The sequence below is a fragment of the Moraxella bovoculi genome (assembly GCF_000988745.2).
In the GTDB taxonomy this organism is placed as follows: domain Bacteria; phylum Pseudomonadota; class Gammaproteobacteria; order Pseudomonadales; family Moraxellaceae; genus Moraxella; species Moraxella bovoculi.
Genome location: NZ_CP011381.2, coordinates 2,105,693 through 2,119,583, shown reverse-complemented (window position 1 = coordinate 2,119,583; position 13,891 = coordinate 2,105,693). Strand labels below are relative to the sequence as shown.

13 protein-coding genes and 1 pseudogene are annotated in these 13,891 nt (G+C 49.6%); 3 read left to right on the top strand and 11 right to left on the bottom strand.

Features of this window, described 5'->3' with window-relative positions; genetic code table 11:
• Nucleotides 1-10 precede the first annotated feature (10 nt).
• The 5 genes from AAX10_RS10445 to AAX10_RS09860 form a co-directional block, all read right to left on the bottom strand.
• On the bottom strand, nt 11-172 hold the full coding sequence (locus tag AAX10_RS10445; RefSeq protein WP_226997777.1) for a hypothetical protein: 162 nt from the start codon (nt 170-172) through the stop codon (nt 11-13).
• Nucleotides 173-239: 67 nt separating this feature from the next.
• Nucleotides 240-338, bottom strand: a complete 99-nt coding sequence (locus tag AAX10_RS10440; RefSeq protein ID WP_226997776.1) for a TPMT family class I SAM-dependent methyltransferase — start codon at nt 336-338, stop codon at nt 240-242.
• Nucleotides 339-350: 12 nt separating this feature from the next.
• A complete protein-coding gene (locus tag AAX10_RS09870; RefSeq protein WP_046700497.1) occupies nt 351-1,160 on the bottom strand; it encodes an acyl-CoA thioesterase domain-containing protein in 810 nt (269 codons plus the stop codon).
• Between the two features lie 216 nt (nt 1,161-1,376).
• Nucleotides 1,377-1,595, bottom strand: a complete 219-nt coding sequence (locus tag AAX10_RS09865; protein ID WP_036363821.1) for a tautomerase family protein — start codon at nt 1,593-1,595, stop codon at nt 1,377-1,379.
• Nucleotides 1,596-1,660: 65 nt separating this feature from the next.
• Complete coding sequence (locus AAX10_RS09860; protein ID WP_036363824.1) at nt 1,661-2,788, bottom strand: YbfB/YjiJ family MFS transporter; 1,128 nt, start codon at nt 2,786-2,788, stop codon at nt 1,661-1,663.
• Nucleotides 2,789-2,916: 128 nt separating this feature from the next.
• On the opposite strand from AAX10_RS09860, the pseudogene AAX10_RS09855 reads away from it, so the two are divergent.
• Nucleotides 2,917-3,813, top strand: a pseudogene (locus AAX10_RS09855) (LysR family transcriptional regulator).
• Nucleotides 3,814-3,878: 65 nt separating this feature from the next.
• Here the strand turns inward: AAX10_RS09855 and AAX10_RS09845 are convergent.
• The 5 genes from AAX10_RS09845 to AAX10_RS09825 form a co-directional block, all read right to left on the bottom strand.
• The gene (locus AAX10_RS09845) at nt 3,879-4,778 is read right to left on the bottom strand and encodes a hydroxymethylglutaryl-CoA lyase (RefSeq protein WP_036363827.1); all 900 of its coding nucleotides are present in this window, start codon (nt 4,776-4,778) and stop codon (nt 3,879-3,881) included.
• 106 nt (nt 4,779-4,884) lie between these two features.
• On the bottom strand, nt 4,885-6,861 hold the full coding sequence (locus AAX10_RS09840) for an acetyl/propionyl/methylcrotonyl-CoA carboxylase subunit alpha (RefSeq protein WP_036363830.1): 1,977 nt from the start codon (nt 6,859-6,861) through the stop codon (nt 4,885-4,887).
• A 45-nt stretch (nt 6,862-6,906) separates the two neighbouring features.
• A complete protein-coding gene (locus AAX10_RS09835; protein WP_036363834.1) occupies nt 6,907-7,698 on the bottom strand; it encodes an enoyl-CoA hydratase-related protein in 792 nt (263 codons plus the stop codon).
• Nucleotides 7,699-7,763: 65 nt separating this feature from the next.
• Nucleotides 7,764-9,377, bottom strand: coding sequence for a carboxyl transferase domain-containing protein (locus AAX10_RS09830; RefSeq protein ID WP_036363837.1), 1,614 nt, complete (start codon nt 9,375-9,377; stop codon nt 7,764-7,766).
• 117 nt (nt 9,378-9,494) lie between these two features.
• Complete coding sequence (locus tag AAX10_RS09825) at nt 9,495-10,676, bottom strand: isovaleryl-CoA dehydrogenase (protein WP_036363841.1); 1,182 nt, start codon at nt 10,674-10,676, stop codon at nt 9,495-9,497.
• A 249-nt stretch (nt 10,677-10,925) separates the two neighbouring features.
• On the opposite strand from AAX10_RS09825, the gene AAX10_RS09820 reads away from it, so the two are divergent.
• Together AAX10_RS09820 and AAX10_RS09815 are read left to right on the top strand one after the other, a co-directional pair.
• Nucleotides 10,926-11,534 (top strand): TetR/AcrR family transcriptional regulator, encoded by a 609-nt coding sequence (locus AAX10_RS09820; protein ID WP_036363843.1) that lies wholly within the window; start codon nt 10,926-10,928, stop codon nt 11,532-11,534.
• Nucleotides 11,535-11,640: 106 nt separating this feature from the next.
• Nucleotides 11,641-13,332 carry an AMP-binding protein gene (locus AAX10_RS09815; RefSeq protein ID WP_036363846.1) on the top strand — a complete coding sequence of 564 codons (1,692 nt, stop codon included), beginning with the start codon at nt 11,641-11,643 and terminating at the stop codon, nt 13,330-13,332.
• A 49-nt stretch (nt 13,333-13,381) separates the two neighbouring features.
• Here AAX10_RS09815 and AAX10_RS09810 read toward each other — a convergent pair whose 3' ends face one another.
• Nucleotides 13,382-13,891 (bottom strand): hypothetical protein, encoded by a 510-nt coding sequence (locus tag AAX10_RS09810; RefSeq protein WP_036363849.1) that lies wholly within the window; start codon nt 13,889-13,891, stop codon nt 13,382-13,384.

Below are 13,891 nucleotides of genomic sequence, written 5' to 3'. Positions count from 1 at the left end.
AAAGTCTGCTCTATGATGATGTCAAACTGCCCAACCCAAGCATATGCACATCAAAAAAGTCATGACAAATCAAATGCTTGGGGTTAAAGGTAGGATTGGCGTTGGCAAAATTATCCAGTACAGATGGCACGATGTCAAGCACATGGACGTTGGTAAATCCTAGCTCGTGCAAATAACGGGCTTCGTGAGTATTACCTGCTCTGACAATGAGCAGTAGCGCGGATTTATCGGTGAGTGTGTCAAAATACGCCTAGTGGGGGTGATACTTGTCCTAAGTCCCAACCTGTCTGGTTGGCTTTGTACCGATCTTGCCAAAACTGGGCTTGATTAACGTCCATGCCATGCTCCTTTTAGGGTTTGCCAATGTGGCGAACGGTTAGAATCTGTTCGGCACGCCCAAATGAGCCATGTTCGTCATACAGAACACTGCTCGTCAGACCCACACCACTCTCGCCAATCTGCTGCACGGTATCTAACCCCAGCCATCGCCCTCTAGGAATACGATACAGATGAATCTGTAGGTCGATACTTGGGGAAATCCACGCTCTGTCCTTAGTGCGCATGGCGATGCCGTTGGCGGTGTCCACCATGCCGATCAGGTGTACGAAGTCTGATGTTGGTTCGTCTGCTACCATCTCAATGTCAGTGTCGAACCACACTAGGCTTTTTCCGGTACGGTGATGGGCGACCTTCGCCTTTAGTGTATTAATATAGCCGCTGTCCCATATGCTCATGCCATCCCAGTCCGACAGGTCAATGGGACTACAAGAAGCGTCCTCAGTCCCTGCAATCGCGCTCGTGTCACTGACAGCAAGTCGCCAAGCACGCATGATGATGCTAACTCGCTCGGTGCCATTCTTATCAAAGGTGGATAGAGTGCTCTCGATCAGCTCGATCGTGCGCCCTGTGCGGATGAAGTGTGTACGAACGACCGTCTCGCCCTGATAAATCACGCCCAGAACGTCTAGACTTAGGCGTGCGATCGCCAAATCATTTCGGGGAAAAAACTGCTCAAGCTCGCGTGCCATTAGCCCTGTGGCAACAGCCATGTGCTGCTCGAATGGATTCCAAGCACCTTGGGCGTAATCGGTTGATTGATAGTGCGCGGTGGTGGTGTCATCATTGACGCTGCGACTGATTGGCTCATAATAGGCACGCATACAAACTCCTTTTTGTGTGGGTGTGGATCGATAAATAAAGAGTCTCGCTGTGCGGATTAATTTAACTGGCAAAATACTTGTCAAAGATTTGTAAGATTCTGACAGCAAAAGCACTAAAAATTATCGACACATGTTCCTAAAATTTAAAATAATTTCACCAAGAAGTCAATAAACAAAACGCCATGCATAGATGGCGTTTTGTGCTTTTGGAGGGTGTTAGTCTTTTGTTTTGGCGGCTTTTCGCACTTCGGTAATGGAGCGACCGCCCAAGCCATAATTATCCATGTCAATCTCATCAATGACTACCACCGTCGTGGCAGGGTTTTTGTTGAGAACTCGCCCAAGCAGTTCGGTAACGCCTTGGATGAGTTCTGCTTTTTGTCCGGTGGTGGGGGCTTCAGTGCCGCCCGTTACTTTGATATTTACATAAGGCATGACATGCTCCTATTGTGTTGTGGTTAAGGTAAAAAGATAAATTTATTCGTTATTTGGTTACAAGTTTACGCTCGTTGGTGGCAGATGACCGCGCCCAATATTAACGCTAGTGTGGCAAGCCCAAGCGCAGGGGCGAAACTTTGGGTAGCTCCATACAGGCCACCTGCAACCAAAGGCCCGACAATCTGCCCGATGCTGTATGACAGCGTGGCTAGAGCGATGAGATTTTTGCTGGTGGTTTTGGCGATCATCTGCGCCACTGACATGACAATCGTTACCGTCCCCATAAACGCACCGCCTACGAGCAAGGCACTCATCAGATACCCTGCCATGTTTGGCATGATAATGGGGAACATGACCCCGATGATTTGGGCGGTGAAATTGGCAATCAGTGCCACACGAGCTCCCAAGCGAACATGAACCATGTGCCACACAAAACAAGACGGCACCGCCGACAAACCAAACACTGCCCAGATATGTCCCACGTTCACATCGGGCAACATCATGTTCACCAGCAGGGGCAGATACGTGGCGGTGATGATATAACCAAACCCTGCCAGCCCATAGAGTGCGATGAGTGCATTGGCGGTAAGTTTTGGTGTGGTGATGAGTGCATTGCTTGATTGGTGACTGTCGGCTGGCTTTTGTAAAAATAATCCATGTAGCACAAATAAAGACAACACGACCGCAAGCACCCCAAGCCATAGCCACAGCCCAGATGAATCCATGCCCGCACCTACGCCCCACACGACAAGCTCGGATGATAAGGCAATACCAAGCCCCACACCTGCGTACATGAGCGGGGTTGTGCCGGTGTGTTTTTGTTTGGCAAGTAGCCACATTGAGGCCGACACGATGCCTAGGGCACTAAACACCCCTGCCAAAAACCGCACACCACCAAGCCACAAAGCCCCCGAGATCATTGACATCAAGCCAAGGCATACGCTCGTGCCAATCAGAGCAATTAAGGTAAAGACGCTTGATTTGTCCGCCTTGATGCGCACAGCGAAGAGCGCCCCGACTAAGTAGCCGACATAGTTCGCTGAGACGGCAACGCTCCCTTGTGCCACACTTAGCACGTCGTCTGTTACCATATATGGGTACAACGCCGTATAAGCAAAACGACCAAATCCCATGACAAGGGCAAGTATGAGAGCGGCTTCAAGTCCGTTCTTGATGGCGGATGATTTCATAGCATTAAAAAATGGTGGTATAAATGATTGAAATATTCTAGCAACCATTCATAATAAGGTAAATATCACAAATCCGAAAACAGTGCTCGATCTGCCGAACAATTACTCTAAAGTTATCAATATATCTCATGCAGCATCTCAACGACATGGCAATTTTTTTTGTGGAAATTGTACGCAGTAAAAGCTTTTCAAAGGCAGGCGTTCATCTTTCCATGCCAAAATCCACATTCTCCGAGCGTATCAAGCGACTGGAAAAATCGCTTGGCGTGCAACTGCTAAACCGCACCACACGCAAGATTGAGCTGACCGAAGTAGGCGAGCTGTATTTTGACAAAGCCCAAAAAATCATCGATTTTGCATTGGCAACCCATGAGCTGATTAGCGACTTTGGGCAAGGGGTGTATGGCGAAGTTAGGATTTCGTTGCCGGTGGATTTTGCTTATGAACTCACCGCTCCGATTGTACCTAAGTTCTGTGAACGCTATCTTGATATCAGGCTGTCTTTTGACCTAAATTCTTGTAAGGTGGATCTGGTGAGTGAGCCTTATGATGTGGTCATTCGACTGTGGACGGCGGACAGTGATAGCCTGGTGAATCATCTTAGTTTTGATTTGGACGGTGGGCTATATGCTTTGCCAGATTATCTAAATGTACATGGCAATCCGCAAAACCCTGATGAGATGTATCAACACAAGCTCATTCGCATCAAGGCGGGCTATAATCGGCAGTGGCGGCTGTTTGACAAACAAGGGGTAGAGACAATCATTCATGCGGACGGTTAGCTGTTTTCAAACAGTTTGGGGTTTACGCTACGGCTTGGCTTACAAGGGCTTGACGTGGTCGCCTTGCCACGCAGGTTGGCGGACAGTGTCGTCAAGGCAGGTGCTCTGGTCAAGGTGTTGCCTGATTGGGAGCTTATGCCAGTTCGGGTCTATGTCCTAACCACGACCCGACTGCCCCCCCCTGCCAAAGTGCAGGCGTGGATTGGGTCTTTGAAAAATGAACTTATCGACGCCAAAAAATAAGCCCACCACAGACATGATCTTGACAGACTTATTTTTATCTAGTGAACGTGATGGGTGACTGGCGATTAGCTACAATTTGCCAGATAAGCCTTGGTCGCCATCGAGCCGTTGTCTCGATTGAGTTTTTGGCAGATGTCGGCGCTCACTTTAACGAGCTTATCAATGTCAATGCCTGTCGATAGACCAAGCCCTGTCATTAGATAATGCACGTCTTCGGTGGCGACATTGCCCGATGCGCCTTTTGCATAAGGACAGCCGCCAAGACCGCCCACGCTGGCATCGAAGATTCGCACGCCCATATTTAAGCTCTCATGGATGTTCGCGATCGCCATGCCGTAGGTGTTGTGATAATGCCCTGCGATGACGCTGACATCCAGCTCATCCATGCAGGCTTGTAGCATGGCTTTGATGCGATTAGGCGTGGCGGTGCCGATCGTCTCGCCCAGCGAAATCTCATAACAGCCCATGTCGTACAGGCGACGTGCGACTTTGGCGACGATTTTTGGGTCTGTTGCGCCTTCATAAGGACAATCGACCACGCACGACACATAGCCGCGGACCTTGATGTCATGCTCTTTGGCAAGCGCTAAGATGTCTGCAAATCTGTCTATGCTTTCATCGATGCTACAGTTGATGTTCTTTTGGGTGAAGGTCTCGCTTGCACCTGTGAACACGGCCACTTCTTTACAGCCAGCCGCCAGGGCATCTTCAAAACCGCGCAGATTCGGCGTCAGTAGAAAAAAGCTCACGTCCGTATCGGTGGGCAACCTTCCAAAAATCTCCGTACTGCCCGCCATCTGCGGCACCCATTTTGGCGAGACGCATGAGCCAGCTTCGATGAATTTTAGATTGGCATCTGCCAGCCCTTGAATGAGAGTAAGCTTATCGCCCATGCTAAGCGGTGTTTTTTCGTTTTGTAGGCCGTCTCTTGCGCCCACTTCTACGATCTTGATGTCAGGTTTCATTTTTTTATCCTTAAAAATAGGGTTAAAGTGCATCCATCAGGGGATGGCAGATGGGCGGTTTGGCTTGTTATCTGCCAAACACCCATGCTGAATTACCATCCTGTCATTATTGGTCATTTAGGGTGAAAGCAACGAGCTCATCACCGGCTTTGACCTGATCGCCTGCTTGATAATACACTTCTGACACCGTGCCGTCTTCTGGGGCTTTGATGGTGTAGACGATTTTCATGGCTTCCATGGTCAGTAGGATCTCGTCTTTTGAGACGCTTTGACCTGATGAGACGCGCACATCCACGATCACGCCTGGCATTGGCGCGGTCAGACCGCCGCTGTCGCCATCATCATCTGTGCCGTAGTCAGCCTTGGGGTGGGTGAATTTGATGGCGTTGGCGCCGAAGCGATCATCAAATACCGTCACTCCGTCCGCACTTTGGCTAAATGCCACGCTTTGGCGTTTACCACCGATCGTCATGTCAGTGGTGTGATCATCGGTTAGGCTGCCTGTCACGGTAAAGCTCTTATCGCCCACATTCGCTGTCCATATATCCTTGTCATGGCTGAATGTCACCACGTGCGTCTCGTCTTGATGGATGATTTTGACGGTTTGGGTGGTTGGGGTGTTTAGTCGCCATAATGAGGACTTTTGCCAAATGCTGCCCTTACCAAGTCCGCTTAGTAGCTTAATGAATGCTGTCTTGGCGATCAGTTCATCATCCACTTGAATGGTCGGACGAAGCAAGAAATCTTCTTCGCGAGCGATTAGGTTGGTGTCTAGTTTGACATGCTTAAAGCTGTCGGTTCTTAAGATACGCTCCAAGAAGGCGATGTTATTGCCTAGCCCATCAATGTGCGTCTGTGATAGTGCGTGGCGAAGTTTGCCGATGGCCTCCTCGCGGTTCTTGCCCCAGACGATGAGTTTGGCGATCATCGGATCATAGAAAGTAGTGATCTCATCACCTGCCACGATGCCGCTGTCGATGCGCACGCTGTCGGTCACGTCAGGATATGACAGATGGGTGATCTTGCCTGTCGCTGGCAGATAGCCTTGTTCTGGAATCTCAGCATAGATACGCGCTTCTAGGGCGTGACCTGTTGAGGTGAGCTCGTCTTGGGATTTTGGTAGTGGTTCGCCATAGGCCACGCGAAGCTGCCACTCCACTAAGTCCACACCTGTGATCATCTCTGTCACAGGATGCTCGACTTGCAGGCGAGTGTTCATCTCCATGAAGTAGGCTGTGCCGTCTTGTTCTACGATGAACTCGACCGTCCCTGCGCCGACATAGCCGACTGCACGACCTGCGTTGATGGCGGCAGTACGCATCTGAGCTAACTTCTCTTCGCTGATGTTCGGCGCTGGTGCTTCTTCGATGACTTTTTGGTGGCGGCGCTGAACTGAGCAGTCGCGCTCAAATAAGTGCACCACATTGCCAAAGCTGTCACCAAAAATCTGCACTTCCACATGGCGAGGATTCACGATGTATCGCTCAATCAAGACATCATCGTTGCCGAAGCTAGACAGTGCTTCACGCTTACAAGACGACAGGCTCTCTAGGAAATCCTCTGCACGCTCAACCAAGCTCATGCCCTTGCCGCCGCCGCCAGCGCTTGCCTTGATCAGCACAGGATAGCCGATGCGATCTGCTTGTTCTTTTAGGAAGGCTGGGTCTTGATTCTCGCCGTGATAGCCAGGGGTTAGCGGTACGTTCGCCTTTTCCATGAGGGCTTTTGAGGTGGCTTTTAAACCCATCGCAAGAATCGCTTCGACAGGCGGGCCGATAAAGACGATGTCGTTGTCAGCGCAAGCTTTGGCAAATTGGTCATTCTCGGACAAGAAGCCATAACCAGGATGAATCGCTTCGGCGCCTGTCGCCTTGGCAACTTCGATGATCTTATCCATGAGCAGATAGCTTTTTGAGACCTGCGATTCACCGATGTGCACCGCTTCATCCGCTTGTTTGACGTGCTGGGCGTTCTTATCGGCATCTGAATATACCGCCACGGTGGCGATGCCAAGATTTTTACAAGTTTTGATCACACGGCAGGCGATCTCGCCGCGGTTAGCAATTAGAATTTTTCTAAACATTTCAATTATCCTTTTAAAATTATTAAATTTATCAGTCAAGTACAGCTACTTAATCCAGTTCGGCGTTTGCTTATTTAAGAATGCATCTAGGCCTGATTTGGCTTCGTCGCCTGTGCGCACGGTGGCGATGTGGTTAGCGGTGCTGTTAAGTAGGCTGTCATCGATGCTGGCGTGATCCACCATGGTGATCAGTTCTTTACTGGCGGTTTGGGCGTTGGGTGCGCCTTTTTTGATTTCGCTGATAATCTGACTGATAATCTCATCAAGTCCGTCATCATCTTCGGCAATTTCATGCACAAGCCCAATCTGCTGAGCTGTATTGGCATTGATACGCTCAGCGGTCAAGAAGTAGCGGCTGGCTTGTCTTGCGCCGATCGCACGCACCACATAAGGGCTGATGGTGCTAGGCGCAAGTCCTAGGCGCACCTCTGATGTGGCGAATTTGGCGTTTTGGCTGGCTACCGTGATGTTGCAGGCGCTGACCAGTCCCATGCCGCCGCCGAGTGCAGCGCCATGCACGCGAGCGATGGTGGGCTGGCGAACGGTTGCGATGCGTTCTAGCATTTTGGCAAGCTTTAGGGCGTCGGCTGAGTTGGTGTCAAAGTCTGCCTGTCCCATCTCTTTCATCCATGACAGATCAGCGCCCGCCGAGAAGCTTTTACCACGACCGCCAAGCACGATGACGCGTACGTCCGCCTTTTTATCCAACGTATCAAAGCAAGCATGAAGTTCGCTGATGACATCGGCGTTAAAGGCGTTGTGTACGTCAGGACGGTTTAGCCAGACATGGGCGATTTGGTTGTCAATGATGCATTCTATCGTGGTATAACTGTTCATCTTATTTCCTTATAAAATTCAAACGGTTGATCTGTCATGCTGAATCCCATTATAGGACTTGCCAATCACATGCGGAACACGCCAAAGCTCATCTCATCAATCGGTGCGTTCATGGCAATGGCAAGGCTAAGCCCCAATACATGACGGCTCTGAGCTGGGTCAATCACGCCATCGTCCCACAGGCGGGCAGAAGCATAATAAGGGTGGCCTTGATGTTCGTACTGTTCGCGGATTGGGTTTTTGAAGGTGTTCTCTTCCTCGGCTGACCATGTGCCGCCAGCACCTTCAATCTGTTCGCGCTTGATGGTGGATAGCACCCTCGCCGCCTGCTCGCCGCCCATGACCGAGATGCGAGAGTTTGGCCATGTCCACATAAAGCGTGGCGAGTAAGCACGACCACACATGCCGTAGTTACCAGCACCGAATGAACCGCCGATGACCAGCGTAATCTTCGGCACGTTGGCGGTGGCGACTGACATGACAAGCTTGGCCCCGTGCTTGGCGATGCCTTCGTTTTCGTATTTTTGACCGACCATAAAGCCTGTGATGTTCTGCAAGAACAGCAGTGGAATCTTGCGCTGACAGCACAGCTCGATAAAGTGCGCGCCTTTTTGGGCGGATTCTGAGAAGAGGATGCCGTTGTTGGCGATGATGCCGACTTTTTGACCGTAGATCTCCGCAAAGCCAGTCACCAATGTCGTGCCAAAGCGTGCCTTAAATTCATCAAATCGTGAACCGTCAGTTAAGCGCATGATGACTTCACGGATGTCAAAAGGCGTCTTGGCATCGGCAGGAACGACGCCGTATAGCTCATCACTGTCAAATAACGGCTCATCGAATTCTTTAGGTAATGACTGCTTAGGATAGTTTAGGTTGGCGACGATGTTACGCGCGATCAGTAGCGCGTGTTCGTCGTTCTCTGCCAGATGGTCGGCCACGCCCGATAGGCGCGTGTGTACATCGCCGCCGCCTAAGTCTTCACTGGACACCACTTCACCCGTGGCAGCCTTCACCAGCGGTGGACCACCCAAGAAAATCGTGCCTTGATTACGAACGATGATCGTCTCATCACTCATTGCAGGCACATATGCACCGCCTGCGGTACAGCTGCCCATGACGACAGCGATCTGAGGGATGCCAAGCTTAGACATCTGGGCTTGGTTGTAGAAGATTCGCCCGAAGTGCTCTTTGTCAGGGAAAACTTGATCCTGTAAAGGCAAGAACGCGCCGCCAGAGTCTACCAGATAGATACAAGGCAGGCGGTTTTCTTTAGCGATTTCTTGAGCTCTTAGGTGTTTTTTTACGGTCAAAGGATAATAGGTGCCGCCTTTAACGGTGGCATCGTTGGCAACAATCATACACATGACGCCATTCACCAGACCAATACCTGCCACCACACCAGCACAAGGCACGTCATCTTCGTAGACGTTAAGCCCTGCAAGCTGTCCAACTTCCAAGAATGCCGATCCAGTATCGACCAAGGCATTGATACGCTCGCGCGCTAATAACTTGCCACGTGCTGTGTGCTTTTCACGGGCTTTTTGGCTACCGCCTAGCGCAAGTCTGGCGGATAGGCTTTGCAAATCCTGCACCAATGGCAGCATGGCGGATTGGTTGGTCTTATAGGTGTCACTGCGGACGTTGATTTTGGAATTTAACACGTTTAGGTTGGCAGTCATGGTGCATCCTTTTTTCTTTATCCTTAAAAAATAATATTAGCTCATCACTTAGCTTAGGTTTTTGGATAAGGGCGTGAGCCTCAGCGCCCTTATCCTTATGGTGGCTACCGATGATGATTATTTGGTCTCGCTAAACAGCTCACGACCGATTAGCATTCGTCGAATTTCTGAGGTGCCTGCGCCGATCTCGTACAGTTTGGCATCACGCCACAGACGTCCTGCTGGAAATTCATTAATGTAGCCGTTACCGCCCAGTGTTTGGATGGTTTCGCCTGCCAGCCAGGTGGCTTTTTCGGCGCTGTATAGGATTGCGCTGGCGCAGTCTTTACGTAGGCTGCGATCGTGGTTTGATTTGTCGCAGGCGGCGCCTACGGCATAGACCAGTGATTTACATGCCAGCATGGTCGAGTACATGTCAGCGATTTTGCCCTGCATGAGCTGGAATTCGCCGATGGCTTGACCAAACTGCGTACGTTCGTGAATATATGGCATCACCAGATCCATACAAGCATCCATGATGCCTAGCGGGCCGCCGCTTAGTACCGCACGCTCATAATCCAGACCGCTCATCAGTACCTTAACGCCATTGCCGACACCGCCTAGCACGTTCTCAGCTGGGATTTCTACATTATCAAAGAACATCGGATAGGTGTTCGAGCCGCGCATGCCTAGCTTGTCCAAGTGCGTGCCGTGGCTAAATCCTTTCATGCCTTTTTCTACCAAGAATGCGGTAATGCCTTTGGCGCCTGCATTTGGGTCGGTTTTGGCATAGACGACCATGACATCAGCGTCGCCACCGTTGGTAATCCACATTTTTGAGCCATTTAAGATGAAGCGGTCGCCTTTTTGTTCAGCTTTTAGCTTCATGCTCACCACGTCCGAGCCTGCGTTTGGCTCACTCATGGCAAGCGCGCCCACATAATCACCGCTGATTAATTTTGGTAAAAAACGCGCCTTTTGTTCTTCGTTGCCGTTTAAGCTGATTTGGTTGACGCACAGGTTAGAGTGCGCGCCATAAGACAGACCGATAGAAGCCGATGCACGTGAAATCTCTTGCATCACTAGGATATGGGCCAGATAGCCCAAGTTCGCACCGCCGTATTCTTCAGAGACGGTCATGCCTAACAGGCCCATGTCGCCAAATTTTTTCCACAACTGGGCAGGGAAGTGGTTTTCTTTATCGGCGGTTTCAGCAAGTGGTGCAACTTCTTTTTGGCAGAACTTACGTACCTCATCTTGAACTGCAAGCAATGTCTCATCGATGCCAAAGGTTAGGTTGGATAGAGTGGTTGGGTTCATGGTTTCGTCCTTGTAGTCCTTGGAAAATGCCAAAACTGGCGGGGGTTTATGTTACAATGTGCCTCACATTATAATCAGCAAATTTCACATTTTTAACGGTCAGGTTATCTTCAATAACACTACCCAGCCTAAAAAATTATCCTAAAAATTTGCCTTTTACATACTGTACCACACTATTTTTTTTAAAAAAAGTGAATTTTATTAAAAAAATGATTTGCAATTCATTTTTAAATGAGAGACAATAAAATCATGAATTACAAAAGATCCGTATTAATGCAAGAGCGCCTACGTCAAAATCGCGAAGCGATCTTACAGGCAGCCAAGCAGCTCATTAGCCAAGGAGGTATTAAGGACGCCCAAATCCAAGCGATGGCGGATTTGGCAGGCGTGTCGAATGGTCTGGTGTATCGTTATTTTGATAATAAAAACCACATCATCATCGAAGTGCTGTCCGAGGCAATCATGCGTGAGATTGATATTCTAAAGCAGATTGCCGGTCAAGAAGGACCAGCGCAAGACAAATTACACAAGGCGGTGAGAGTCTTTGTAAAGCGGGCATTGAACAGCCCGAAACTTGCCTATTCACTCATGCTAGAGCCTGCAGATGCAGCGGTGGAGGAGGCGCGATTTAAAAGCAAACAAATCGTCAAAGAGGCGATCGAGCACATCCTAAAGGAAGGTCAAGCGCAGGCAGTATTTGAATTTGAGGATGTGGGCGTAACTGCGCAGTGTATCGTTGGGGCGATGACGTTTGCTGTCATTGAACCTTTAAGCCTAAATCCGCAAGCGATGAACAAGGAAGTATTTAGCACGCAAGTGGCAGACTTCTGTCTCAAAGCGGTCAATCAAGGAAAGTAGGGCGCTGTGGTAAGGTGGTTTGGCGTATCTTAACTTGAAAAAAAGCGACACGGGTGTTGCTTGTCCTGTTCATCAGGCGGATAAATCATGATCTAAGGAGAGTGTCATGTACCAAAAACTAAGCTACCTATCAGGCACGAGCGATAAGCCGCTCATTGGTCTTACCATCGGTGAGATGTTCGATCGTGCATGCCTACAGTACGCTGATAAGGAAGCCATCGTCAGCGTTCATCAAAACATACGCCTAACCTACAAGGAGCTGGCTGATAAGGTCAATGCCTTTGCAGCGAGCTTGCTTGAGCTTGGGTTCGACACGGGCGACCGCTTTGGGGTTTGGGCGTTAAACAGCATTGAGTGGATTGTTGCTCAGTACGCCTGCTTCAAGATTGGCGTGATTTTGGTCAATCTAAACCCTGCCTATAAAGCCAAAGAGCTAGAATACGTTCTTAATAAAGTTGAGTGTCGTGGCATTCTGATCGCTGATGCCTTCAAGACATCAGACTATCACGCGATGCTGGTCAGTATTGCACCTGAGCTTGAGAGCAATCACAGTAAGCATCTGGTGTCTCATAACCTGCCGCACCTAAAAGTCGTCATCAAGGCAAGCGATGTCGAGCACGATGGTGTGTATCGCTTTAAGGACCTGCTAAACCCACCAACATTGGCGCAGCGACAGCACATAGAGTACGTCGCCAAAAAGCTACAATTCGACGACGTGGCGAACATTCAGTTCACCTCGGGCACGACAGGCAACCCAAAAGGCACGATGCTAACTCACCATAATATCCTTAATAACGGTTATTTTGTTGGTGAAGGCATTAAGCTGACCGAGCATGACCGCATCTGTGTGTCCGTGCCGCTGTTCCACTGCTTTGGTATGGTGATGGGTAATTTGGCGGCGATGACACATGGTGCGACCATAGTGTATCCGTCTTTTGCTTATAATCCGACCGAGACGCTACAAGCGGTTCACGATGAACGCTGTACTGCGCTGTATGGCGTGCCATCGATGTTTATCACCATGCTAGAAGATAAGCGATTTGAAGAATTTGACTTATCAAGTCTGCGCACAGGCATCATGGCAGGCTCGCCATGTCCGCGTGAGATCATGCAGCGTGTTATTGAGCGCATGCACATGAGCGAGATCACCATCTGCTATGGCATGACCGAGACATCACCAGTATCAATGCAAAGCCATGTTGATGACCCAATTGATAAGCGCGTAAGCACGATTGGACAGATCCATCCGCACCTAGAGGTTAAGATCATCGATGAGAATGGCAGCATTACGCCTGTCGGTGTCGCGGGCGAGCTGTGCACGCGAGGTTATTCGGTGATGGCGGGCTACTGGGGCGAGCCAGATAAGACCAAGGAAGTCGTGGACAAGCACGGCTGGATGCACACAGGCGACATCGCTGAGATGGATGAAGATGGCTTCGTGAAAATCAAAGGGCGCATCAAAGACGTCGTGATCCGCGGCGGTGAGAACCTGTTCCCTAAAGAGATTGAAGATCTGCTATTTAAGCATCCTGCCGTCTCTAGCGTACAAGTCATCGGTCTGCCTGACAAGCGCTATGGCGAAGAGCTGTGCGCGTGTATCATCCTAAATGATGGCATGAACGGTAACGAAGACGAGATCAGAGACTTCTGCCGATCGCAGGTATCGCATCACAAGGTACCGCGCTATGTCGCCTTTGTGAAGGAATTCCCGATGACCGCATCGGGTAAGCCGCAGAAGTTTAAGTTACAAGAGCTGATGCGTGTTGAGTTCAACCTAACGGGCAATATTTTTGAATAATCATTAGCCTATGTAAAGTACAAAAAAGCAAGTTTTCGGACTTGCTTTTTTAGTGTCTTTTACACAAGATGTTGGGAATCTTGCCTAGATAGATGTGCTCAGCGATGCGCCCTTGTTGCTCGATGTTATAATCCCAAAAGCTCTTGTATTGATCAAAAGTGTATCTATAAGGGTTGTATTTTTTTAGGCTAAGGTAATGCAGCGTCTGTAGCCATGCACCCTTTAGCAGAACATTGATGCCGTGCTGATACTGCAGAACGTGCGTCATCTCATGAATAAAAATCTGCTGATACAGCCTGCCATGCGCGCTAAAATCATCACGATAATGCCGACCACCCACAAAAATCCAACCATTAGGCGCAATAAACACATCGTCAGACTGCCAAGGAATGTAAGGATAATTCACCACGCGCACCCTATTGTAATCCATGAGCTCGCCAAATACACCGCGCGCCAACGCCACCTCACCATCTGTCAGGTGGCGAACGGGTGGTTTGATTTTTTGGTATTTTTTGATGAACCATGGCAGTTTTAGCCATGGCAATGCCCAGTTGATCAT